The 23809-nt window shown below is 48.2% G+C and carries 22 protein-coding genes and 1 riboswitch; of the genes, 14 read left to right on the top strand and 8 right to left on the bottom strand.

Annotated features, from left to right (window positions below; genetic code table 11):
• Positions 1-15: 15 nt before the first annotated feature.
• Positions 16-285 carry an oxidative damage protection protein gene (locus FTU86_RS10195; RefSeq protein WP_005181625.1) on the top strand — a complete coding sequence of 90 codons (270 nt, stop codon included), beginning with the start codon at positions 16-18 and terminating at the stop codon, positions 283-285.
• A 963-nt stretch (positions 286-1248) separates the two neighbouring features.
• Here FTU86_RS10195 and phoU read toward each other — a convergent pair.
• Together phoU and FTU86_RS10205 are read right to left on the bottom strand one after the other, a co-directional pair.
• Positions 1249-1971, bottom strand: a complete 723-nt coding sequence (gene phoU, locus FTU86_RS10200; protein WP_005181619.1) for a phosphate signaling complex protein PhoU — start codon at positions 1969-1971, stop codon at positions 1249-1251.
• A gap of 124 nt (positions 1972-2095) precedes the next feature.
• Positions 2096-3436 carry a TolC family outer membrane protein gene (locus FTU86_RS10205; RefSeq protein ID WP_160241695.1) on the bottom strand — a complete coding sequence of 447 codons (1341 nt, stop codon included), beginning with the start codon at positions 3434-3436 and terminating at the stop codon, positions 2096-2098.
• A 348-nt stretch (positions 3437-3784) separates the two neighbouring features.
• On the opposite strand from FTU86_RS10205, the gene FTU86_RS10210 reads away from it, so the two are divergent.
• From FTU86_RS10210 to FTU86_RS10240, 7 genes are all read left to right on the top strand, one after another.
• Positions 3785-4807 (top strand): hypothetical protein, encoded by a 1023-nt coding sequence (locus FTU86_RS10210; RefSeq protein ID WP_171526572.1) that lies wholly within the window; start codon positions 3785-3787, stop codon positions 4805-4807.
• 60 nt (positions 4808-4867) lie between these two features.
• A riboswitch (TPP riboswitch) is annotated at positions 4868-4998 on the top strand.
• Between the two features lie 84 nt (positions 4999-5082).
• Positions 5083-6978 (top strand): phosphomethylpyrimidine synthase ThiC, encoded by a 1896-nt coding sequence (gene thiC, locus FTU86_RS10215; protein WP_005181616.1) that lies wholly within the window; start codon positions 5083-5085, stop codon positions 6976-6978.
• 77 nt (positions 6979-7055) lie between these two features.
• Complete coding sequence (locus FTU86_RS10220; RefSeq protein ID WP_160241696.1) at positions 7056-7664, top strand: NUDIX domain-containing protein; 609 nt, start codon at positions 7056-7058, stop codon at positions 7662-7664.
• 21 nt (positions 7665-7685) lie between these two features.
• Complete coding sequence (locus FTU86_RS10225) at positions 7686-8489, top strand: metallophosphoesterase (protein ID WP_104989208.1); 804 nt, start codon at positions 7686-7688, stop codon at positions 8487-8489.
• A 214-nt stretch (positions 8490-8703) separates the two neighbouring features.
• Positions 8704-9231 (top strand): RNA polymerase-binding protein DksA, encoded by a 528-nt coding sequence (gene dksA / locus FTU86_RS10230; RefSeq protein ID WP_016659695.1) that lies wholly within the window; start codon positions 8704-8706, stop codon positions 9229-9231.
• Positions 9232-9233: 2 nt separating this feature from the next.
• Positions 9234-10154, top strand: coding sequence for a tRNA glutamyl-Q(34) synthetase GluQRS (gene gluQRS / locus FTU86_RS10235; RefSeq protein WP_005181600.1), 921 nt, complete (start codon positions 9234-9236; stop codon positions 10152-10154).
• A 51-nt stretch (positions 10155-10205) separates the two neighbouring features.
• Positions 10206-10466, top strand: coding sequence for a zinc-ribbon domain-containing protein (locus FTU86_RS10240; protein ID WP_005181597.1), 261 nt, complete (start codon positions 10206-10208; stop codon positions 10464-10466).
• On the opposite strand, the gene ftsW is transcribed toward FTU86_RS10240, so the two are convergent.
• The 5 genes from ftsW to FTU86_RS10265 all read right to left on the bottom strand — a co-directional run bounded on the left by ftsW (position 10455) and on the right by FTU86_RS10265 (position 15557).
• Entirely contained in the window at positions 10455-11651 is a 1197-nt protein-coding gene (gene ftsW, locus FTU86_RS10245; RefSeq protein ID WP_075167820.1) for a putative lipid II flippase FtsW, read from the bottom strand. The two genes, FTU86_RS10240 and ftsW, sit on opposite strands and share 12 nt — an antisense overlap.
• Before the next feature lie 14 nt (positions 11652-11665).
• Positions 11666-13018 carry a UDP-N-acetylmuramoyl-L-alanine--D-glutamate ligase gene (murD, locus tag FTU86_RS10250; RefSeq protein ID WP_180036846.1) on the bottom strand — a complete coding sequence of 451 codons (1353 nt, stop codon included), beginning with the start codon at positions 13016-13018 and terminating at the stop codon, positions 11666-11668.
• A 154-nt stretch (positions 13019-13172) separates the two neighbouring features.
• Positions 13173-13421 (bottom strand): DUF6587 family protein, encoded by a 249-nt coding sequence (locus tag FTU86_RS10255; protein ID WP_016659699.1) that lies wholly within the window; start codon positions 13419-13421, stop codon positions 13173-13175.
• Positions 13422-13446: 25 nt separating this feature from the next.
• Positions 13447-15300 carry a ferrous iron transporter B gene (locus FTU86_RS10260; protein ID WP_180036847.1) on the bottom strand — a complete coding sequence of 618 codons (1854 nt, stop codon included), beginning with the start codon at positions 15298-15300 and terminating at the stop codon, positions 13447-13449.
• The gene (locus FTU86_RS10265; RefSeq protein ID WP_005181588.1) at positions 15297-15557 is read right to left on the bottom strand and encodes a FeoA family protein; all 261 of its coding nucleotides are present in this window, start codon (positions 15555-15557) and stop codon (positions 15297-15299) included. Before FTU86_RS10265 ends, FTU86_RS10260 begins: the two co-directional genes overlap by 4 nt.
• A gap of 168 nt (positions 15558-15725) precedes the next feature.
• Here FTU86_RS10265 and xerD point away from each other — a divergent pair, with 168 nt between their 5' ends.
• From xerD to thrC, 4 genes are all read left to right on the top strand, one after another.
• Positions 15726-16643, top strand: coding sequence for a site-specific tyrosine recombinase XerD (gene xerD, locus FTU86_RS10270; protein WP_005181586.1), 918 nt, complete (start codon positions 15726-15728; stop codon positions 16641-16643).
• Between the two features lie 97 nt (positions 16644-16740).
• A complete protein-coding gene (locus tag FTU86_RS10275) occupies positions 16741-17553 on the top strand; it encodes a DsbC family protein (protein WP_104473377.1) in 813 nt (270 codons plus the stop codon).
• 122 nt (positions 17554-17675) lie between these two features.
• Positions 17676-18980 (top strand): homoserine dehydrogenase, encoded by a 1305-nt coding sequence (locus FTU86_RS10280; RefSeq protein ID WP_016659702.1) that lies wholly within the window; start codon positions 17676-17678, stop codon positions 18978-18980.
• A 57-nt stretch (positions 18981-19037) separates the two neighbouring features.
• Positions 19038-20183 (top strand): threonine synthase, encoded by a 1146-nt coding sequence (gene thrC / locus FTU86_RS10285; RefSeq protein ID WP_005181581.1) that lies wholly within the window; start codon positions 19038-19040, stop codon positions 20181-20183.
• A 92-nt stretch (positions 20184-20275) separates the two neighbouring features.
• Here the strand turns inward: thrC and FTU86_RS10290 are convergent, their stop codons facing one another.
• Positions 20276-21358, bottom strand: a complete 1083-nt coding sequence (locus FTU86_RS10290; RefSeq protein WP_127799456.1) for a serine hydrolase — start codon at positions 21356-21358, stop codon at positions 20276-20278.
• Between the two features lie 217 nt (positions 21359-21575).
• Here FTU86_RS10290 and FTU86_RS10295 point away from each other — a divergent pair, with 217 nt between their 5' ends.
• The gene (locus tag FTU86_RS10295) at positions 21576-22211 is read left to right on the top strand and encodes a response regulator (RefSeq protein WP_005181577.1); all 636 of its coding nucleotides are present in this window, start codon (positions 21576-21578) and stop codon (positions 22209-22211) included.
• 14 nt (positions 22212-22225) lie between these two features.
• Positions 22226-23794, top strand: a complete 1569-nt coding sequence (locus FTU86_RS10300; RefSeq protein WP_180036848.1) for a PAS domain-containing sensor histidine kinase — start codon at positions 22226-22228, stop codon at positions 23792-23794.
• The last annotated feature ends 15 nt before the right edge of the window (positions 23795-23809 follow it).

Below are 23809 nucleotides of genomic sequence, written 5' to 3' on the forward strand. Positions count from 1 at the left end.
ATTCGGAGTATGGATATGTCTCGACAAGTATTTTGCCGTAAGTATCAACAAGAAATGGAAGGCTTGGACTTTGCCCCGTTCCCGGGTGCCAAAGGTCAGGAATTATTTGATACCGTGTCTAAACAGGCCTGGAACGAATGGCTGAAACATCAGACCACGCTGATCAATGAAAAGCGTTTAAACGTGTTTGAAGCAGATGCGAAAAAGTTTCTGGAAGAACAGCGCGAAAAATTCTTCAATAATGACGAAACCTTAGAAAAAGCCGAAGGGCTAAAGCCTGAGTAAAACTTAAAGCGCTGCTTTAAGTTTTACGCAAGACAAGGACGAAGTCCGCGTAGGCTTTCATGCAAAAAGAATCTCCATTTTTGGGGATTCTTTTTTATGCACGGTTGTAAAAATTACGTAAGACAAGCGAAGCGCGTAGTTTCAAATGTCTCAAAGGAGTCTGAAGAGGCTCCTTTTTTATACTCGATACTGCTCCGCCACGCCGCAAGACGAGAAGCTGTGCTTCGAGTAAAAAAGAAAGCGCTGCTTTAAGTTTTACGCAAGACAAGGGCGAAGTCCGCGTAGACTTTCATGCAAAAAGAATCTCCATTTTTTGGGGATTTTTTTATGCACGGTTGTAAAAATTACGTAAGACAAGCGAAGCGCGTAGGCTTAAATTTGAAAGGCTCCAGAAATGGAGCTTTTCTTTTACTCTATCCAAACCCAAGATCAACCACTGCACATAGGGTTTTATCTCGGAAGATGCTTTTAGCCTTTAATCCAAAAAAATTTCATCGATAAAAAAATGAATTCCTCTTCATTCACCCATTTCAGGCTTGGCACAGAAAAAGTAGATGAACTCTGTTGTTTTCCAGCCGCAAGCTCCCTGTTTATAGTGAGCTTAAGGTGATTGGTTTTTATTGAATTGACAGGTATATCTGGACAACTATAAAGTTTTACTTCACCAAAATCAGGGGTTTATAATTTAGATTAAAATTAACCTATTTAACCGATTGGTATTGTAACTGGCCGATACATTTGTTCATAAAACTCAACATTAGACTACAATAAGCTTAAAGATTTCCGCCCACCATCTTCCTATAATAACAATCAAGGAGATGGAAGCATCTCTTATAATAGATATAAATATCCCCGATTTCGATCTCAGATTTCCCCCAAAATCTGGGATTTTTTTTATCCATTTTATGCGTAATCCATAAAAAAAGCCTGAAAATTATTTCAGGCTGTTTCTGGTATTCAAACTTAGCGTTCTTGAACTTTCTGTTCAATTTCTTCCATGCTGGTATGACGCACATCCAGACCTTTGACCATATAAATCACTTGCTCGGAAATATTACGCGCATGGTCACCAATCCGCTCTAGGGAACGCAGTACCCACATTACATTGATGACGCGGGAAATATGACGTGGATCTTCAATCATATAGGTCATTAAAGTCCGGGTGGCCGACTGGTATTCACGGTCGATATCGGCATCGGCCAGCAGTACGCGTAAAGCCTGATCGACATCTAAACGGGCAAAAGCATCCAGCGCATCATGAATCATGACTCGCACCTGGTTGCCAATATGACGGGTTTCCATATAACCGCGCGGCGAGCCACCTTCTTCACACAAGCTTTGTGCAATCCGGGCAATTTTAGCCGCTTCATCACCAATACGTTCCAGGTCGGTATTGGCCTTGCTCATGGCAATCACCATGCGCAGGTCAATTGCTGCAGGATGACGGCGCGCCAAAATCAGGGTTAATGCTTCATCAATTTCAGTTTCCAGACGGTTCACCGCATTGTCCTGAAATTGCACCTCTATTGCCATCGCGGCATCTGTGTCCAGCAATGCATGAATCGCATTGGCCACCTGCTGTTCTACCAAGCCACCCATGGTCATGAATTTTGTATTGACATCCTGTAGATCTTCATTAAATTGAGAAGAAATATGGTGATTTAACACAGGATTATTTGGACTCAAGAGATGTACTCCAATGCAGTAATAACGGACTTATTTGATCATTGATTATTAAATCACATTAAACATTAAGCTTTTATGACAATTTAAACAAGTGCCCGATTGCATCATTTTATTTTATTGAAATTTAAGGTTTTTCTATTAACCACAAGTTCATCTCGGCCAGATCTTTTTCACTGAGTTGCCCCACCGACGCCCTGAGGCGAAGTATATTAATCAGATAATCATATTTGGCATTCAAATAGTCCTGCTTGGCCGAAAAAGCATTACGCTGGGCCAGCAGGACATCGACCATGGTTTTTAGGCCTTCATTATATTGGGCACGCGATGCGCGCGATACCAGTTCTGCCGATTGCATGGCCGCCTGTCGTGCCTGTAATTTGGACTGATCGGTTTCCACCTGCAAATAGGCACTTTTTACATCGGTATTGGCTTTACGGATCGCCGCATCCAGCTCGGCTTCGGCTTTATCGACATTCACCGCTGCTTTCTGGATATTGCGCTGGGTACGCCCGCCAGTAAATACATTCCAGTTCATTTCAATGCCGACCTGATCAAACTGGCCATTCTGAGAAATCGGGCTTTGTGGCGTCTGCTTGTTATAGCCATAAGTACCGACCGCTTCAATTTGCGGATAACGCGCGGCCTGCTCCACCCGTTTCTGGTCTTCGGCATAACGCTGCTGCAAGCGGGCCTGCAAAATGGACAGGTTCTGACTTTGTGCCAGCTCGGTCCATGCCTCTAAACTGGCCGGATCAGGCTTTTGGAACTGAAAGTCATCTCGCAGTACCGCCAGATTTTCACGATATGGCCCGATCAGCTGCGCCAGTTGTTCCTGTGCCAGCACCAGCTGCACATGGGTAGCAATCCGGTTGGCCTTGGCATTTTGATATTGCGCCTCGGCTTCGCTGACATCACTGCGCGCGACCAGTCCCTCGCGCAGCTTGGCATTCATCATGTTCAGCTGTTCCAGCAGTGCCTGCTCTTCCTGTAAATAGGCGGTGGTTAAAGACTGCTGACGTAGCACATTAAAATAGGCCTCGGCCACATTTAAGATATGCTCCTGCTTTTGCAGTCTTAAGGTGACTTCACTGAGACTGAGTGAGGTTTTGACCTGTTTTAGGCCTTCCCAGGCATCCCAGCGAAATAAAGGCTGGCGTGCGGTGACACTCACCTGACGGGTGGTGGTTGCTGAAGGTGACAGGCTTTCAGAGCTGACTGGAGAACCTGGAATTGTCGCAGTATTGGCGTCCTGACTGCGCCGGGTGATATTGCCAGACACAGTCACGGTCGGCAGCAAATTGCCTTTGGCAATGCCTAAATTCAGTTGATCGGCTTCATATTGCAACAGATTGGCCTGCCAGTTCGGGTCGGTGGCTTTGGCACGCTCATAGGCCTCGACCAGATCCAAGGCTTGCGCCCAAGGGCTAAACAACAGCAGGCCCAATACACATATTTTTTTCTTCATTTTATTCGTTTAACTCATCTCGCCAAAATGGCCATGTCTCAGTCAAGCATTGACTCAATTTGCTCCATAGTAGCGATTTATCGCATTTTTTTCGTATGTTTTTGATTATTTTTTTATATTTTACCGCTTTAACTCAAGCAGCAAGCTGTCCAGTTGAGTTGAGCCAGGAGCGCACTCACAGCCATGTAACCAAACTTCAGCACAACGCTACAATTCACCGGCCCGAAGCTCGTTACAATAGCGCCATACATTCCGCACTTGTTATTTTTTTGCTGCTTTTTTAATTGGGTTATCGTGAAGCTTATTTCTCCCCGCTGGCGTACTTTACTGCTCAGTTTATGTTCTGCAATGGTTTTGACCGCGTGTCAAAGGCCAGAACCTCCTGTGGTCATTGAACAGAAGCCGAAGCAGGCTGTGGCTGAACAGGCGGTCGATTTAAAGTCGATCTGCCGCGGTATTGAACAGGAAATGCGCGAGATTAACCAGCAGCGCACCACCTTTGCCCTGGAACAGATTAACCAGGATTTAAAAGTCTGTTTGCCACTAATGGATTTCCCCGACCAGCAGCATCTGCTGGAACTGTCTGCCCAGATGTACCAGAATTTTCTGAAAGTCGAACGTACCGCCCAGCAGCAGACCGCTTTTGATCAGTATGCCTTTGATCTGGCCCAGCATCCCACCATTCAGCAAAGCCATTTCGAACAGTTTGCCTTACGCGACCAGTATCTGCTGAAACACAAAGGTCAGGCCTATGTCGACCTGTATGATGCCGGTGAAGGGCAACTGGTCTATCGGCGTAATCCGCAGTACCTGGCTCGTATTTTTGCGCCTTATCTGCCCGATGCCGAACGGATTTTTATTGAAAATCTGGCCGAACAGAATATGCAGCGTCCGATTCGTGATGGCGGCCTGACCATTGATGCCCAGGAAGTGGTGCGTCGCGCCCTGTTCTGGGAAGATTATGTCAAAAACTATCCTGACAGCAATTATATCCGTGATGCGCGTTATCTGGATCAGGTCTATCGTATGTTCCTGTTTAAAGGCACCTTAAATACCCCGGTTTCAGACAGCTATGAAGCAGAATATGCGATTCAGCCCAGTGTCTGGTATGAAATTGAAAAGCTGGCCAAGCTGGAGCAGTCGCGACTGGCAGATCAGGCGCGTAAATTCCGCAGCTTTGTACAGATGTCGCCACAGGAACGGCGTAACCGTATTCCAGTCAGCCTGACCGCACAGGAACAAAACAATGAACGTGCCAACACCCTGGCGCTAAAGCAGCTGTCCCATTATCTGGATTTACCGCTAAACGGCTTAAGTCCGACCCGTGACTGTTTTAGCGATGCGGTCTGTATGCCTTATCAGAATAACTAAGCCACCCACCAATTTGGCAGTTTTATCACTGGCCTTTTTAAGCCAACCTGTTAAGATTTAAGCAGCTTGACGGAGCGCGAGTAAATCCTCGCTGAGATTGTGTAATTGTCTAACCGTATAGATGATTAAGCACAAGTACCGTTGAACCTGATCAGGTTAACACCTGCGTAGGAATCAAGCGCAACTAAACCTTAAGTTTCGATTTATTATTCAGGATAAATCCGTTTCGTTTTGGTCGTGCTTGATTCGTTGATGCTCTTCATAAGGATCATGGTATGAACCAATTAACGAATCTTTCTTCCGAGGCTATTTCTGCTCAACACGAGCAAGATGCCAAAGACCTCACCCGTATTTTACCCGCTTCGAGCAAAGTCTATATCCAGGGCTCACGTGAGGATATCCGTGTCCCGATGCGCCAGATTGAACTGACCGAGACCCCAACCAGTTTAGGCGGTGAACACAATCCGCCGGTAATGGTCTATGACACCTCTGGCGTTTACACCGACCCGGAAGTCAATATTGATCTGAACCAGGGTTTACCGAATGTGCGTGAACGCTGGATTGAAGAGCGTAACGATACAGAAATTCTGGATCAGCTCAGTTCTAAATTCGGTCAGGAACGCCTGCGTGACATCCGCACTGCCGACATCCGTTTTGCCCATATCCAGAAACCGCGCCGGGCCAAACGCGGGCATAACGTGACCCAAATGCACTATGCCAAACAGGGCATTATTACCCCGGAAATGGAATACATCGCCATCCGTGAAAACCTGCGCCAACAGCAAGGCGTCGATATGCGCCAGCATCCGGGACAAAACTTTGGTGCACAAAACCTGCGTGAAATTACCCCGGAATTTGTACGTCAGGAAGTCGCTGCCGGCCGCGCCATTATTCCCGCCAACATTAACCACCCTGAAATTGAGCCGATGATTATTGGCCGTAATTTCCTGGTGAAAATTAATGCCAATATTGGTAACTCGGCACTGGGTTCCGACATTGCCGAAGAAGTGGCAAAAATGACCTGGGCCACCCGCTGGGGCGCCGACACCATCATGGATTTATCGACCGGGAAAAATATTCATGAAACCCGCGAATGGATTATCCGTAACTCACCCGTGCCAATTGGTACCGTGCCCATTTATCAGGCCCTGGAAAAAGTCAACGGCGTGGCAGAAGACCTGACCTGGGAAATCTTTAAAGACACCCTGATTGAACAGGCCGAACAAGGTGTGGACTACTTCACCATTCATGCTGGGGTACTGCTGCGTTATGTACCGCTGACCGCCAACCGCCTCACCGGTATTGTGTCACGTGGTGGTTCAATCATGGCACAGTGGTGTCTGGCGCATCATGAAGAAAACTTCCTGTATACCCACTTCGATGAAATCTGCGAAATCATGAAAGCCTATGACGTTTCCTTCAGTCTGGGCGATGGCCTGCGTCCGGGCTGTATTCAGGATGCCAATGATGAAGCACAATTCAGCGAACTTCGTACCCTGGGCGAGTTAACGCATCGCGCCTGGGAACATGATGTACAGGTGATGATTGAAGGCCCGGGTCATGTGCCAATGCATATGATCAAGGAAAATATGGATCTGCAACTGGAAGTCTGCAAAGAGGCGCCGTTCTATACCCTTGGTCCGCTAACCACCGATATTGCACCGGGCTATGACCATATTACCTCGGCCATTGGGGCCGCTATGATTGGCTGGTATGGCACGGCCATGCTGTGCTACGTGACGCCAAAAGAGCATTTAGGTCTGCCGAACAAGAAAGATGTTAAAGACGGTATTATCACCTACAAGATTGCTGCACATGCCGCCGATCTGGCCAAAGGTCATCCGGGTGCGCAGGCGCGTGACAATGCCCTGTCCAAAGCCCGCTTTGAATTCCGCTGGGAAGATCAGTTTAACCTGAGTCTGGACCCGGATACGGCGCGCAGTATGCATGATGAAACCTTGCCGAAAGAAGCACACAAATCAGCGCACTTCTGTTCGATGTGTGGACCGAAATTCTGCTCCATGAAAATCACCCAAAATGTGAGAGATTATGCGCAAAATCAGAATCTTGCTAAAGAAGCCATGCAAAGTGATACAGAGGTTGCGGAAGGTCTCAAAGCCATGAAGGAGACCTATCAGCAGACTGGTCAAAAATTGTACCACGACGTCTAAGCTATCGAAAAAGAGTTTGTGTTCCATTTAATCTCAGTTAGGATGAAAACTGATGTTCTTCATCCGTATGATGTTTTATGGAAATACTTAAACAGGCGACCTATGGTCGAAATGAACTGCGCATTCAACAGCGTGAATTCTTGTTTCGTGGCTTTATTCAGGTTGAAAAAGTCAGTCTGAGCCATCGCCTGTTTAATCAAAACCACTATACACCGGTCATTCATCGGGAGTTGATTCAACGCCCGGAGGCAGCCGGTGTATTGTTATATGATGAAAAAAAACATAAATTTGCATTAATAGAACAATTTCGTATTGGGGCAATGGATGATCAGGATTCTCCCTGGCAACTCGAAGTCATTGCGGGCGTACTCGATGGTGATGAATCACCGGAAAACTGCATTCGCCGTGAAACCCTAGAAGAATCAGGCTGCGAAGTTGAAGAACTGCAGCATCTGTTTACCTTCTATCCTTCTGCAGGAGCTTGTGCGGAAATCTTTCATTTATATAGTGCGAAAGTAAATTTGCCTGAACAAGGCGGTGTGTTTGGTCTTAGTGAGGAAGGCGAAAATATTCAATTGCATATTTTTGAGTATGAGCACTTACCGATCTTATTGGCCAATGGTCGGCTCAGGAATGCGCCGCTGATCATCGCCCTGCAATGGTTACAACAACAAATTAAACCATAAGGAATGTCTAAGGGGTCAGGCATGACTTTTATAAGCAAAAATACACAAAGCTGGACCATCGTCCAGATTTCAGACACACATTTAATGGATCAGGAAGACCTTAAATTTGTGCAGATGAATCCGGAACACAGCTTTCATGGCATCATGCGTGATATTCAGCAACGTTATCCTGAGCTGGATGCCATTGTTCATACCGGGGATCTGGCACAGGTGCCAGTGCCGGCGACCTATGCGCGCTATCTGGCATTTATGCACCGCCTGAATATTCCGTTTTATCAGATTCCGGGCAATCATGATGAGGTGGAGTATTTTCCGTTTCACCAGCAGCAAAACCGGGTACATGCCATTCATTTGGGTCGCTGGACCATCATGCTGCTGAACAGTGCGGTCAAGAATCAGATTGATGGCCGGATTGAACCCTCCCAGCTCGCGCAACTGGACCAGCTGTTAACCGAACATGCCGGCCAGCATGTGATTCTGGCCTGTCATCATCATCCTTTTGCCATGCAGTCACATTGGGTCGATCAGCATAAACTGAAAAATACCGCAGATCTGACTGAAGTGATGGTCAAGCACCAGAATATTAAAGCGGTTTTATTTGGCCACGTGCATCAGGATTCACTGAACATCTGGAACAATATTCCTTTTTATTCAACGCCTTCGACTTCAGTGCAGTTTAAACCACACAGTGATGATTTTGCCCTGGGACAGGAAGCACCGGGCTATCGGGTCTTGCATTTAAAGGACAATGGCGAGTTCGACACACAGGTGCATCGTGTTGAAAATTTGGTCGGTCAAATAAATAATGAAATTTCAGGTTATTAACTTTTCATTTTAATCTTTTTGCTTTAAGTTATGGCTGCGAAGGAAAACGTGATACGACGAAATCCAAACATCAAAGACTATCAATATACATAAAAAGTCTATATGATGACGACCCCCGAAGGGATAATCTTCTCCTTGGGAGTGGATAAAAACACTTGCATATCACCATATTTTTTGCGTATAGATAATACGTATATGATGAGGAATGCCCTACATGGCGAATGACAACCAAAATCAAGTCTTGGACGAACAAACAGATGTTGTAGAGGAAAAATCTACAAAGCGCGTGCGTAAGACAAAGCCAAAGGCGTCAGAAGGTGGTTCTACTGCTAGCTTATTTGGTATTGAGCCTTATCAGCCGAAAAAAAATGAAGAATATATGTCTGAGGGCCAGCTTGAGCACTTCCGTCAGATTCTCTTGGCCTGGAAAGCCGAGCTGATGTCTGAAGTTGATCGTACGCTAAACACAATGCAAGATGAAAATACTGCATTGCCTGACGTAAACGACCGCGCCACTCAGGAAGAAGAGTTTGCCATCGAGTTACGTACCCGTGACCGTGAACGCAAACTGATCCGTAAAATTGAACAATCCATTGAAGCCATTAAAAACGATGACTACGGTTTCTGTGAAACCTGCGGAATCGAAATTGGTTTACGCCGTTTAGAAGCGCGTCCAACTGCGACTTTGTGTATTGACTGCAAAACTTTGGCAGAAATCAAAGAGAAGCAAAATAACGGTTAAGCATGTCTATTCGTAATCCCTCCCTGCCCCTCCCTTTGATAAAGGGAGGGAAAGCTGAAGAGAATTACGTGGGCCGGTTTGCGCCATCGCCAACCGGCCCTTTGCATTTTGGTTCCCTCATTACCGCGGTGGCCAGTTATTGCGATGCCAAGGCCCAGCATGGGCGCTGGCTGGTCCGTATTGAAGACACTGACATTCCCCGTATTTATCCCGGCAGTGAAGCGCATATCCTGCGTTCTTTAGATGCCTTTCAGTTCGAGCCGGATGGCGAGATTTTGTTTCAAAAAGACCGTTTGGCCATTTACGAAGACGTTCTTGAGCAACTCGCCGAGCAAGGCTGGGTCTATGCCTGTCAGTGCACGCGTAAAATGCTCGGTTCCAATCATATTTATGCTGGCACCTGTCGCAATCTGCAACTCCCCTTTGCACAGCAGGCCATCCGCCTGAAAGTGACCGATACAGACATCTGCTTTGAAGACCGCTTGCAGGGCCGGCATTGCTCCAACCTGCAACAAGATCTGGGGGATTTTGTCTTAAAACGCCGTGACGGGATTATTAACTATCAGCTGGCCGTGGTGGTCGATGACTATCTGCAAGGCATTACCGATGTCGTCCGCGGCGCAGACCTCTTGGACAATACCGAACGGCAAATCTGGCTTGGGCGGGTGCTGGGCTATCCGGAACTGCGCTATCTGCATTTGCCGCTGGCCATGAATGATCAGGGGCAAAAACTCTCCAAGCAGAACCTGGCCCAGCCGCTGGATTTAAATCAGGCTCCTCTGCTATTACAACAGGCGCTCACGGCTTTGCACCAACCCCCGGTAGTTTTAGACACCCCGGCACGTATGCTGCAGCAAGCCATTGCCCAGTGGTCAATTGACGCCATTCCACATACAACTCAGCTACAGGGCAGCTACGCATAACTACACAATTTGCGCTAATCTAGAAAAAAATAACTGCAAGATGGGATTACTATGTTTTTTATTTTCGGGATTGGTCCAAAAACCAAAGTGCTGGAGAAAAACCAGTTTGTCTGTCCGGTCTGTCGCACCCGCACCAGCTATGAACTGAAGCAGCAGCGCAATTATTTTTCCTTATTTTTTATTCCTTTAATTCCGCTATCCAAAGCCAAAGGCAGCTTTGTCAAATGTCTGAACTGTAAAACGGAAATGCCAAGCACAGTGTTGCACCATGCTCAGCCAGATCCATTTCAGCAGAGCAATCTAGAAGCTTGATTCCTCACGGCTTGGATTGGTCTGCTGGGTAGTACTTTCAATTTTCAGAATCAGACTGACCATCACCGCACACATAATTAGCGATGAACCACCATAACTGATAAATGGCAGGGTCAGCCCTTTAGTCGGCAACATGCCCATATTCATGCCGGCATTCACCAGAATCTGTAACAGGAAGATGATGCTGATGCCATAGGCCAGATAACCAGCACGTAAATACTGATGTCGCAAGGCACGATGACCAATGCGAATACAGCAGACCAGCATGGTGAAAGACAGGCTCAGCACCACCAGAATACCCAAAAAGCCAAATTCTTCGCCGAGTACCGCCAGCATAAAGTCAGTATGTGCTTCCGGCAGATAGGACATTTTCTGGATACTATGCCCCAAACCCACCCCGGCCCATTCACCACGGCCAAAAGCCATTAAGGCATTTGACAGCTGATAACCGGCCCCGAGCGGATCATTCCACGGGTTAGAGAAAGACATTAAACGTTCAAAACGATAGGGTTCAAACACCACTAGGAAGGTAAACGCGCCCAGCATTGCACCCAAGGCAATCCCGAACTGAATCAGCGGCGCACCGGCCAGGAAGAACACGCCAAGCATGGTCAGTGCAATCACCACGGTCGCACCCAAGTCCGGTTCCGCCATAATCAGGCCCACGGTCGCTGCCATAATTACCGCCAGCCGTACCAGACCTTTAATATTATTACGCACTTCTTCGGCACGACGTACCACGTAGTCGGCGGTAAAAATCGCCATCATCACCTTGGCCACTTCTGAAGCCTGCAAGGTAAACCCGGCCACCCGAATCCAGCGTTTGGAACCATTGACTTCGGTACCGACCACCAGTACCGCAATCAGCAAGGCAATGGTAATAATCCATAAAAAGAAGGTGTTATTGAACCAGAGGTTTAAGGGAACTTTATACACGGTATAGGCGGCAATTAGCGCTACCGCAATTGAAATACCATGCCGCAGTACATAATGGAAGGCATTTTCATGCATACGCTCGGCATAGGGCATTGAGGCAGACGCCACCATAATCGAGCCGATACAGAGCAAGGCCAATACGCTAAAAATGAGCACATTGCGCACATTCACTTCGGCCGGTAACCGCGGTAACCAGCGCTCATAGACCTGATTGATTTTATTGATCGTTGTCTGAGCAAAGCCAGCCATATCCCAAATCCTTATTATTCTTGACCAAGTTCGTTGACATAAGTCACGAACTGACGACCACGTTCCGGATAGCCCGAGAACATATCAAAACTTGCACATGCAGGTGACAATAACACGACATCCTGCGGCTGGGTATGCTGCTGGCACAGTGTGACCGCCTGTTGCAGACTGTCGGCATGGAGCAGCGTGGTAGTGCCCTGTACCGCCGCTTCAATCAGCGCGGCATCTTCACCAATCAACACTGCCAGTTTGGCGTATTGACTGAGCGCCTGACGCAGTGCCTTAAAGTCCTGGCCTTTGCCCTGCCCGCCTAAAATAATGGCCACCTGACCACCATACGGCTGAATTGCTGCACCCAAGCCTTCCAGTGCCGCAAGGGTGGCACCAATATTGGTGCCTTTGGAGTCGTTATAATAACGCACGCCTGCGACCTCTTCGACGAATTCACAGCGATGCTCCAGACCTTTAAAGCTTTTTAAGGTGTTCAGCATGCTGTCCATCGGCAGGCCAATCGCTTCACCCAGCACCAGACAGGCCAAGGCATTGGCAATATTATGCGTACCCTGAATATACATGTCGCTGCTTTTCAGCAGACGTTCACGGCCACGCGCCAGCCAAATGGTGCCATCTGTTTCTTTTAAAATACCAAACTGGTTGATATCTGGGGCATTCAGACCAAAGCTCTGCATAGGGGTGGTATCTGGCACCAGTGGACGGGTCAGTGCATCATCACGGTTATACACCACCTGTTTCACACCCTGGAAAATACGGTGTTTGGCGGTGTGATAACCGAGCATGTCACCATGACGGTCCAGATGGTCTTCACTCATGTTCAGCACCACCGCCACTTCAGCATTCAGGTTTGAAGTGGTTTCTAACTGAAAGCTGGAAAGTTCCAGAATATACAGCTCCGGATCATCTTTGGTTAAATCCAGCGCCGGACGGCCCAGATTACCCCCAACCGCGACCTTCTTGCCAGCATCGGCAGCCATCAGGCCAATTAGTGTGGTTACGGTACTTTTGGCATTGGAACCGGTAATGGCCACAATTGGCTTGTCAGTGGCACGGCGCAAAATCTGGATTTCACTGACCACCGGAATGCCCTGCGCTATTGCCGTCTGAATTTCTGGCAGTTTTGGATCAAGCCCCGGACTGATGATAATTTCTTCAGCAGACAACAGCAGTTCCTGGTCAAACTGGCCAAAACTGGTCTGAACCTCGGCCGGAATCTGGTCATAGCCGGGGGGTGTCGCTCGAGAGTCTGTTACGGCAACGCGGTAGCCCTGATCATGCAAGAAGTTGACTGCTGCAACACCTGAAATGCCAAGACCTGCCACAACTTTTAATCCACCGCGTTGTATTAACATTTGAGCTCCATCAATGATTTGGATTTTAAACTGCGGAAATGTTAGCACTTTGGGGTTTTGAATGCTTTTTCTGTTTGCAGTTTCTGGAAAAAATTTTGTGTCAGTGCGTAAAAAAGCCGTCATAGAGATGACGGCTTTTTTGATGCTCAAGGGTTTACTTCCACTTGACCCCTTGTACTTCAGTTTTCTTGCTGGCCTGCTCCGACACCGGACAATCACAGCCACCGCCACAACCGGCAGCCATTTTCGGTCTGAACCATTTGCCCAGCGTGTGCCAGCCTTTTGCCGTACAGGCATCCGACAACTTCAGAAAGACTGAATTTGAAGTCTTCGGGAATACCTTTTTGAAGACCACCAGCGTGCTCCACATCACCAATACCGCCACAATCAATACTTCAATCATTTCAGTCTCCTTTTTTTGTTTCGGCTTAAGCCAACAGGTTGGATACAATCTGATAGGTCAGGAATGACATCAAATAGGCCAGACCAAACAGATACACGGTCATAAAGCCCACTGTTTTCCACGATGCCGTTTCACGGCGTACCGTGGCCAGCGTCGCCAGACAGTGCGGTGCATAAATAAACCAGACCAGTAGCGATAAACCGGTCGCCAATGACCAGCCCAAGTCACCACCGCTGCTGATGATGCTGGCCAGACCATCGGCCATGGCATCTTCGTCCCCTGACAGGGCGTAAATGGTACCCAGTGCAGCCACCACCACTTCACGGGCTGCCATTGCTGGAATCAAGGCAATACAGATCTGCCAGTTAAAGCCCAGTGGGGCAAAAATTGGCTGCATGATATGGCCCAGCATCCCGGCAAAGGTATAATCAATCGCCGGCATGGTCGCGCCTTCTGGCGGCTGCGGGAAGGTACACAGGAACCAGAGCAGAATCGACAGGGCAAAGATGATGCCACCGACCCGTTTCAGGAAGATTCGGGCGCGATCCAGCAAACCAATCCAGACGTTTTTGATGTCCGGGAAACGGTAACTTGGCAGTTCCATCAACAGCATGTGATCGGACTTGTCTTTCTGGAAAAACTTCAGCACAAAAGACACGCCCAGCGCACTTAAAATACCAGCCATATACAGCGCAAACAGCACCAGACCCTGCAGGTTAAACAGGCCCCATACCGTTTGTTCCGGAATAAAGGCAGCAATTAACAGCGCATACACAGGTAAACGTGCGGAACAGGTCATCAGCGGTGCCACAAAAATAGTGGTTAAACGGTCACGCGGGTCGCTAATACTGCGCGTTGCCATAATCCCCGGAATCGCGCAGGCAAAGCTGGACAGTAACGGAATAAAGGCACGGCCACTTAAACCGGCTTTAAACATCAGTTTATCCAGCAAGAATGCAGCGCGCGGTAAATAACCGGATTCTTCCAACATCAGAATAAAGAAGAACAGAATCAGAATTTGCGGCAGGAACACCACCACACCACCGGCGCCGGCAATAATCCCGTCCACCACCAGACTGTTCAGTAAAGGATGGGCAATACTGCCACCAATTACTTCACCCAGCCAGCCAAAGAAGGTTTCAATCCCGTCCATAAATGGGGCTGCCCAGGCAAAGACCGCCTGGAAAATGATAAACATCATGACCGCCAGACTGACCAGACCCAGCACCGGATGCAGGAACACCTTATCGAGGAAATCGGAACGTTTATCTTCCTGATCAACGTATTGCACCACATCATTCAGCAGGGTTTCGACCTTCTGATGGGCATCGCCTTTCAGACCGGTCAATTCGGTATGTGGCAGCGCATATTTACCCTGATCCAGCGCATTCATCAGGTTTTCAATCCCGGAACGGCGCACGGCCACGGTTTCTACCACCGGCACACCGAGGCGCTCAGACAGTTTCTGGGTGTTGATCTGCATGCCACGACGACGCGCTTCGTCCATCATGTTCAGCACCAGCAACATTGGACGACCCAGTTCAATCATTTCCAGTACCAGACCCAGATGCAGCTTCAGATTGGTGGCATCAACCACACACAGGAAAGCATCCTGCTGGCCTTCTTCTGCCAGTTTGCCCTGTACCACATCACGGGTAATGGCTTCGTCCGGGCTGGCAGCATTCAAGCTATAAGTACCAGGTAAATCCAGCACCCGTACCGGCTTGCCTGAAGGTAAATTAAAATGACCGACTTTACGTTCGACCGTTACGCCGGCATAGTTGGCAACTTTCTGGCGTGTACCAGTTAAATGGTTGAATAATGAGGTTTTACCGCAGTTAGGATTCCCTACAAGGGCAATACGTAAGGCATCACTCATGTAGTGACTCCATCTTCAATTTCAATTTTCTCTGCTTCATTTTTGCGTAAGGCAAAACGGGTAAAACCGACCTGAATCAGAATCGGGTCCCCGCCAAAAACACCTTTGGTAATGACCTGAACGCGCGTGCCCGGCACAAACCCCAATGTTTCCAGACGGCTGGCCACCAAGTCATTGTGTGACTCGCCCCCCTCATCCTGCCGGATAATCTGGCGGATAATGGCCGTCTGCTTTACCTTTAACTCTGATAAACGCACTGTGAAATTCCTAAGCTCTTTTAAATAGTATACAAACAAATGAGAATAATTAACAAATAAGGATTGATTACGTTTCCGTTCTTATATCACATCGACAGCCCGGAAAAATTACTCTACATTGGAGAATTCCAATGATCTTGATCGAATTCTTAAATTAAAGTGATCCACATGCTCAATAAAAAGCCCCGCATTCCTGCACCTGTCACCATTCCGGAACATTTAAGCTATTTGCAGGGCTTTCGCGATCATCTAGTAGCACAAACCGTCAGTCCACATACCCGCAATGCCTATCTGTCCGACTTAATGTTATGCAGTGCCTGCGTGCCCAGTTCGATGCTGGACTGGAGTCATGATGATATTTCCGATGTCCTGATTGAATTGACCAAACAGCAAAAAAGCCCACGTTCGATTGCCCGCTGCCTATCGGCCTTAAGGGCTTTTTATAAATTTCTGCGTGAACAGAAACTGCGCGCCGACAATCCGGTCGCCGCACATAAAACCCCAAAACTGGGCCGGGCCTTGCCCAAAGATCTGTCCGAAGCCGATGTTGAAGCGCTAATTCAGGCACCGGATGTCAATACAGCGCTGGGCCTGCGTGACCGGGCCATGTTTGAAGTGCTGTATGCCTGTGGGTTACGGGTGTCTGAATTGCTGAATTTACGTCTGGAGCTGATTAACCTGAAACAGGGTTATTTGCGCATTGTCGGCAAAGGCAATAAAGAACGTCTGGTGCCTTTAGGCCAGGTCGCCTGTGAATGGGTAGAACACTATCTGCAAGAGGCGCGGCCGCAGCTATATAAAACCAGCACCGATTATTTATTTCTGACCCAGCATGGCGGCATCATGAGCCGGCAGAACTTCTGGTATGCGATTAAACGCTATGCACTACAGGCCGGGATTCAGGCCGAATTATCGCCGCATACCTTACGCCATGCCTTTGCCACGCATCTGCTCAATCATGGCGCGGACCTGCGCGTGGTGCAAATGCTGCTGGGGCATAGCGACCTGTCGACCACACAAATTTATACCCATGTCGCGCAGATTCGCATGCAGCAGCTGCACGCGACCCATCATCCTCGCGCTTAACCGCACTGCCGAAATACGACCAAGAAGTTTTCGATCGGTCATTTTTTTTTGTTATGCTAGCCTCCTTGTTTTTATATCGATAAGAAAAGGGTTAGCAATGACATTTACCCGCGCGAAAATTGTAATGGCCATGACACTTGCTGCAGGCCTGGGCCTGACGGCATGCTCGAGCAATAATGATGAGAAAAAACAAACCACGCTTACGGCCAGTGCACCGGCAACCGGGGAAGCCTCTACCCTTTCTGAACGTAATGCCCAGCAGCGTCTGGTCAAAACCCTGGAACAGCATTTTAAAACTGCTGGCATTCAGGCCAAAATCACGGAAGTTAAAACCACGGAAGTCCCGAATCTATACTGGGTCAGCCTGGAAGGCATGTCTGCGGTCTATGCCACCAGCGATGGCAAATACATTTTCCAAGGCGATGTGATCCGTTTAGGCGACAAACAGCTACATAACGTCGGTGAGAGCCTGCAAGCCGGCACCAATAAACAGATTTTTGCCAGCCTGAAAGAGCAGGACCTGCTGATCTATAAAGCCAAGGGCGAAACCAAACACGTCATTTATGTGTTTACCGATGTCAGCTGTCCATACTGCCACAAGCTGCATGAACATATGGATGAGCTGAACAGCAAAGGCATTGAAGTGCGCTATATTGCCTGGCCACGTGGTGAACAGTTTATTCCGGCCATGGAAAGCGTCTGGTGTAGCCAAGACCGCCATGCGGCTTTTGATCAGGCCATTGCCGGTGCTGAACTGCCTGCCGCGAGCTGCAAAACGCCAGTACGTGAACACTATCAGCTGGGTCTGAATATTGGGGTGAACGGTACACCGGCAATCTATAGTGCAGACGGGGTTTACCTTGGTGGTTATCTGTCGCCAAGCGAATTGCTGAAGCGTTTAAATAACTAATTTTAATGGGTTAAATTACTGTTTTTTATAGATCAAGAGAAAGTGATTTCTACGCTAGAGTCTTCAGCTTTTTTTAGCTATGATCTAAGCTCGCTTAAAATTGATTAAATATGGAGTGTGACGTGAAACCAGTTCGTCTGGCAATCCTCGGTCTTGGTACTGTGGGTGGTGGTGCCCTTAAACTATTAAAAGAAAATGCTGCTGAGATTAAACGTCGCACCGGTCGTGAAATTGAAATTACCTATGTCGGCACCCGTCGTCCGCGTCCAGACCTGAACCTGCCAGAAACGGTCAAACAAAGCTCGGATCTGCTGGATATCGTGCGTCAACCGGATGTAGATGTCGTGGTTGAAGTCATGGGTGGGATTCATCCTGCATATGAAGTCATTATGGAAGCGATGAAACACGGCAAACATATTGTCACCGCAAACAAGGCCTTGCTGGCTGAACACGGCAACGAACTGTTTAAAGCCGCGGATGATCATGCCGTTCAGATCGCTTATGAAGCTGCGGTAGCTGGTGGTATTCCAATCATCAAGGTGATTCGTGAAGGTCTGGCCGCGAACAAGATTGAATGGCTGGCGGGTATCATTAACGGTACCGGTAACTTCATCTTAAGCGAAATGCGTGAAAAAGGCCGTGCCTTTGCCGATGTGCTGAAAGAAGCGCAAGAGCTGGGTTATGCCGAAGCCGATCCAACCTTCGACGTTGAAGGTATTGATGCAGCGCACAAGCTGACCATTCTGGCCTCATGTGCATTTGGTATTCCGCTGCAATTTGACAAGGTGTATACCGAAGGCATTAGCAAAATTACCGCGCAAGATGTCAAATATGCCGAAGATTTAGGTTTCCGTATCAAGCATTTAGGAATTGCACGCCGTACCGATGCCGGCATTGAACTACGTGTGCATCCAACCCTGATTCCTGAAGAAGAACTGATTGCCAATGTAAATGGCGTGAAAAATGCGGTGCTGGTGCAGGCCAATGCAGTCGGTCCAACCCTGTATTATGGCGCCGGTGCCGGTGCAGGCCCAACCGCTTCAGCAGTGGTTGCTGACGTGGTCGATATTGTCCGTGACATCTCCTATACCGAAGATGGCGCAGGTACAATTCCGCAACTGGCCTTCGAAGCCTTAACTGACCTGCCAATTTTAAGCCGTGAACAGATGACCACGGGTTACTATATTCGCATTAATGCCGAAGACCAGACCGGTGTACTGGCCGATGTCACCACTATTTTAAGCCGTGCCGGTATCAGTATTGATGCCATCATGCAGCAATCTCGCTTAAAAGACCTTATTCCTATCGTGATTCTGACTGACCCAGTTCAGGAATCAAAAATGGATGAAGCGTTACAACAAATTCAAGCTTTGCCTGTGATTCATGGCGAAATTGTACGAATTCGTTTAGAATCGCTTGATAATTAATCGGGTCAAGGGGAATATTTCCCCTTGCCAAGCTCTACACACAATTGGAACATCATCATGTCGAATGCCAATCGTTATACTGGTTTAGTTGACCGTTATCGTGACCGTTTACCAGTGTCTGCAACTACACGTGCAATCTCTCTCGGTGAAGGGAATACCCCGCTAATCAAGCTTGAGAACATTCCACGTATTATTGGCAAGAACGTTGAAATTTATGTGAAGTATGAAGGCTTAAACCCGACAGGTTCATTTAAAGACCGTGGCATGACCATGGCCGTAACCAAAGCGGTTGAAGAAGGTTCAAAAGCCATTATCTGCGCCTCTACCGGTAACACTTCTGCAGCGGCAGCAGCCTATGCAGCGCGTGCTGGTATCAAAGCGTTTGTGCTGATTCCTGAAGGCAAAATTGCTATGGGTAAAATGGCACAGGCCATGATGTACGGTGCCATCACCATGCAGATTCGCGGTAACTTCGACGATGGTATGCGTCTGGTGAAAGAAGTGGCCGATCAGGCTCCGGTAACCATCGTAAACTCGATCAACCCGTACCGTCTGCAAGGTCAAAAGACCATTGCCTACGAAATCGTGGATGAACTCGGCCGTGCACCAGACTACCACTGCCTGCCAGTTGGTAACGCGGGCAACATCACTGCACACTGGATGGGTTATACCGAAGCTGTGGCTAACCAGCCTGCAGACCAGTTTGAACAAGTGGTGTATGATGCGGCAACGGATGCCTTTACTGGTCCAAAACCGGAAGGTTTACCAGTTATGGTCGGTTATCAAGCCTCTGGCGCTGCGCCATTCTTACGTGGTGCGCCAGTTGAAAACCCGGAAACTGTAGCCACTGCAATCCGTATTGGTAACCCGCAAAGCTGGAACCATGCCAAAGCTGTAGTTCGTGATTCACAAGGCTGGTTCGATGAACTGACCGATGCAGAAATTCTGGAAGCTCAGCGCATGCTGTCCATGTACGAAGGCGTGTTTGTTGAGCCTGCATCTGCAGCATCCATTGGCGGCGCGATGCGTGACATTAAAGCCGGTAAAATTGCAGAAGGTTCAGTAATTGTATGTACTGTTACTGGTAACGGTCTGAAAGACCCAGACACTGCAATGAAACAGTGCCAGGATGCGGTGATGCTGTCGATTGACGCTACCATGGATCAGGTTCGTGATTCTATCCTTTCAAACATGGATCAATAATTCCGGTTTGAAACAAAAATCCCTGCTCATGCAGGGATTTTTTTATGGCTGAGGTTTTAAGTTCTGCACGATTTCGCACAGAACAGTTCAGCTTAAATCCGTTTTGGTAACTGGCTGGTCCAGGACATTAAACGGGTGGCATCGTTATTACGCGCCTGGGTATTGCTGGCCCCTAAAATAATCACCACCGCCGGACGTGAATTTAAAGTGGTGTGCATCACCAGACAACGCCCTGCTTCATTAATAAAGCCGGTTTTAGACAGGTTAATATTCCAGCCACCATTACGCACCAGTGAATTGGTATTGTTCGATTTCAGCACCCGATAACCTAGGTTAAAGTCATAGCTTGGCGTGGTCGAGAACTGGCGGATCAGACCATATTGTGATGCGGTACTGACCAGAATGCCTAAATCACGAGCCGAGGACACATTGCGCGGGTCCAAACCGGTTGATTCGGTAAAGCGGGTCGAATGCATGCCCAGCTCACGCGCTTTGTTGTTCATAGCGGCCACGAACGCACTGCGTCCACCCGGATAGGTACGTGCCAGCGCTGCTGCGGCCGGGTTTTCTGATTTCATTAAGGCAAATAATAAGGCTTCAGCACGGTTCATCTTGTCGCCCACACGCAGGGTCGAACTCGAGTTCTTGCCTGCTGCACCGGCAAAATCAATCTGCTGCAAGGTAATTTGCTCAGACATATTTAAACGCGCATCTGCCGTCACTACCGCAGTCATGACTTTGGTAATTGAAGCAATTGGCAACGCGGTATTGGTATTTTTACTGTACAGCACTTCACCGGTATTGGCATCCATCACCAGTGCGGCACGTGCGTTCACAGTGGGCTGGTTGCTATAGGATGCAGTATCCAGAATCGGGCTGGTTCTACTAACCGTGCTGGCGGGCGCCGGTGTGCTGGAACTGCGTACCGTGGTGGTAATTTTGGTTGAGCCTTGTGGTGACGGTTCCACCACCTGCTCGGTCACAGAAGTCGTGGCGGTGGTCATCACATCGCCATTCAGCAGCTGATTGGCCTCTTCAGATGACCAGCTTAGCGTTGCCTGGGCGTTACTCCCCGAGGAAGGGTTCATGACGATTTCAGCAGTACTGACTGAACTCATGCCGAGCAGAACCGATGCTCCCAGCACATGCATTAATAACTTCTTAGAATTTTTCACTATTGCTTACTCAACTCAGGGAGGTAAGATACATTTGCGTATTACCTCAAATATGCCTTACATTTACAACACAGCACGGAACCAATTTTAGCCTCCGACATTGTGCAGAATTTTTCACTTTAGGTTAAGAATAGGATGGCCAATTTTGTCGGTTGATTGCAAGCTAATTTTGCTATATGTAACAAAAAAGATGATTTTAGTGAGAGGGAGAGTCTAGGTGATCACAGTTTTAGTGGTAGATGATCATGAATTGGTTCGTACCGGCATCTGCCGTATGCTCGAAGACCACACCGATGTTCAGGTCATTGGACAAGCTGAATCTGGGGAAGAAGCCATTAATCTGGTGCGCCAGCATCATCCCAATGTGGTCCTGCTTGACGTGAACATGCCGGGCATTGGCGGGGTGGAAACCACGCGCCGTTTATTACAGACTGCCCCGGAAACCAAGGTATTGGCGGTCAGTGGTCTGGCCGAAGAACCCTATCCTTCTTTATTACTCAAAGCCGGTGCCAAAGGCTATATCACCAAAGGTGCACCTGTCTCGGAAATGGTGCGTGCCATTAAAAAAGTCATGCAGGGCGGTAAATATTTTAGTGCCGATATTGCCGAGCAACTGGCCAGTTCCTACCTGTCAGACACCCAGCAATCACCGTTCGACAGCCTGTCGGAACGTGAAATGCAGGTGGCAATGATGGTGGTGAACTGTATTAGCGCGCAGGAAATTGCTGACAAGCTGTTCGTCAGCGTGAAAACCGTAAACACCTATCGCTACCGTATTTTTGAAAAACTGAATATCGACAGTGATGTCAAACTGACCCATCTGGCCATTCGCTACGGATTAATTAAACCTTAAGCGGTTTAAGCCTCATGGATATCCGCCGTACGCAAGCTGAACTGAACCAGTACCATCTCGGGCTATGGTACGGGGCGTATCGGCTAATAATTGCCTTCTGTTTGCTGCTGATTTATTTACTCACCACTCAAACTCTCAATCATGATTATCAGCATCCACGGCTGTATGCCGCCAGTCTGGTGCTGTATTTTATTTTTAGCTGTGCCCAGCTGCTGTATTTTCGCTATGTCCGGCACAGGATTCCGCTACAACTCACGCTGATTTTCAGTGTTGATGTACTGGTGCTCAGCAGCCTGACCTTTGCGCTGGATGGACCGAGCCTGCATTTAAGCCTGCTGTTTGTGATTGCGATTTTCGCCGCGACGTTATTGCTGGAAAAAAGCAAGGCGCTGTTCATTACCCTGGTGGCAATGATTTGTGTCACCTATCAGCATTTTGTTGGCACATTACTGGATTTTTCCTCTCTGGATCGCATCGGGCAAAGTGCCCTGCTCTCGTTCCTGTTTTTTATTATTTACCGTTTTGGCCAGATTGCCGTCCGCCGTTTCCAGATTCTGGAGCACCTGAACTTTTCCCAATCACTGGAACTGAACCGGCTAAAGAATATTAACCGCTATATTCTGGAACAGACCGATATGGGCTATCTGGTGCTGGATGAAAACTGCCATATTATGGTCAGTAATCCGGCCGCCTGCCATTTGCTGGGTATTAATCCGCTGTATGCTTTCGACAAATATCCACTGTATAAAGTACAGCCCGACCTATTTCAACTATTGCAGTTTGACCAGCTCTCTAACGGCGAAAAATTCCAGTTTGAATCGCAGCTCAGTCATTTCCTGATCCAGATTCAGGTACAAAAGCTGGTGGTGCCGCAGCAGACCTTAACCTTGCTGGTGCTGCAGGATGCACGGCAAATTAACCAGCGTGTGCAGCAACTGAAACTGGCAGCACTGGGCCAGCTTTCGGCCAGTATTGCCCATGAAATCCGTAATCCGCTGGCGGCCATTGTCCAGGCCAATCGCCTGCTGGCTGGCAGCGATACCGATCAGCAGCAGATGCTGAGCCAGATGATTGATAAGCAGTCGCAGCGCATTGACAAGATCATTGATGACACCCTGAGCATGGTGAAAAATAAGGAAACCACACCGGTGCAGATTGATCTGGCGCGTTTTATTCCGCAGCTGATCCAGGATGATCTGGCCGATCTGGCCAGCCAGATTCAGGTCAGCCAGCCCGAACCTCTGCAGATTCTGTTTGATGAATCCCAGCTGCGTCAGGTGCTGATTAACCTGATCCGTAATGCCCAGCGCCACAATGTGCCGGATCATCCGATTGAACTGCAACTTTATCGCCAGCAGGACACGGTCTATATGGATGTCAAAGATTATGGCAGCGGCGTGGCTTCACATGATATTCGCTACCTGTTTCAACCATTTTTTAGTACCGAAATTAGTGGAACTGGTTTAGGATTATACTTATCACATAGTTTCTGCGAGGCCAATCGGGCCAAGTTGCGCTATGTAGAACAAAAACAAGGAGCATGTTTCAGGATTGAATGCTCACCTGTTGACGTAAATAAATAGTTTTTTGGGGAAGTT

It is taken from the genome of Acinetobacter sp. YH12155, from assembly GCF_013418255.1.
GTDB classification, from domain to species: Bacteria; Pseudomonadota; Gammaproteobacteria; order Pseudomonadales; family Moraxellaceae; genus Acinetobacter; species Acinetobacter indicus.

Excerpts from the sequence above, each read along its gene's own strand:
- FTU86_RS10195 (WP_005181625.1), top strand. The coding sequence starts at position 16 with ATGTCTCGACAAGTATTTTGCCGTAAGTATCAACAAGAAATGGAAGGC.
- FTU86_RS10205 (WP_160241695.1), bottom strand. The coding sequence starts at position 3,436 with ATGAAGAAAAAAATATGTGTATTGGGCCTGCTGTTGTTTAGCCCTTGG.
- FTU86_RS10210 (WP_171526572.1), top strand. The coding sequence starts at position 3,785 with ATGGTTTTGACCGCGTGTCAAAGGCCAGAACCTCCTGTGGTCATTGAA.
- thiC (WP_005181616.1), top strand. The coding sequence starts at position 5,083 with ATGAACCAATTAACGAATCTTTCTTCCGAGGCTATTTCTGCTCAACAC.
- FTU86_RS10220 (WP_160241696.1), top strand. The coding sequence starts at position 7,056 with ATGGAAATACTTAAACAGGCGACCTATGGTCGAAATGAACTGCGCATT.
- FTU86_RS10225 (WP_104989208.1), top strand. The coding sequence starts at position 7,686 with ATGACTTTTATAAGCAAAAATACACAAAGCTGGACCATCGTCCAGATT.
- dksA (WP_016659695.1), top strand. The coding sequence starts at position 8,704 with ATGGCGAATGACAACCAAAATCAAGTCTTGGACGAACAAACAGATGTT.
- gluQRS (WP_005181600.1), top strand. The coding sequence starts at position 9,234 with ATGTCTATTCGTAATCCCTCCCTGCCCCTCCCTTTGATAAAGGGAGGG.
- FTU86_RS10240 (WP_005181597.1), top strand. The coding sequence starts at position 10,206 with ATGTTTTTTATTTTCGGGATTGGTCCAAAAACCAAAGTGCTGGAGAAA.
- ftsW (WP_075167820.1), bottom strand. The coding sequence starts at position 11,651 with ATGGCTGGCTTTGCTCAGACAACGATCAATAAAATCAATCAGGTCTAT.
- murD (WP_180036846.1), bottom strand. The coding sequence starts at position 13,018 with ATGTTAATACAACGCGGTGGATTAAAAGTTGTGGCAGGTCTTGGCATT.
- FTU86_RS10255 (WP_016659699.1), bottom strand. The coding sequence starts at position 13,421 with ATGATTGAAGTATTGATTGTGGCGGTATTGGTGATGTGGAGCACGCTG.
- FTU86_RS10260 (WP_180036847.1), bottom strand. The coding sequence starts at position 15,300 with ATGAGTGATGCCTTACGTATTGCCCTTGTAGGGAATCCTAACTGCGGT.
- xerD (WP_005181586.1), top strand. The coding sequence starts at position 15,726 with ATGCTCAATAAAAAGCCCCGCATTCCTGCACCTGTCACCATTCCGGAA.
- FTU86_RS10275 (WP_104473377.1), top strand. The coding sequence starts at position 16,741 with ATGACATTTACCCGCGCGAAAATTGTAATGGCCATGACACTTGCTGCA.
- thrC (WP_005181581.1), top strand. The coding sequence starts at position 19,038 with ATGTCGAATGCCAATCGTTATACTGGTTTAGTTGACCGTTATCGTGAC.
- FTU86_RS10300 (WP_180036848.1), top strand. The coding sequence starts at position 22,226 with ATGGATATCCGCCGTACGCAAGCTGAACTGAACCAGTACCATCTCGGG.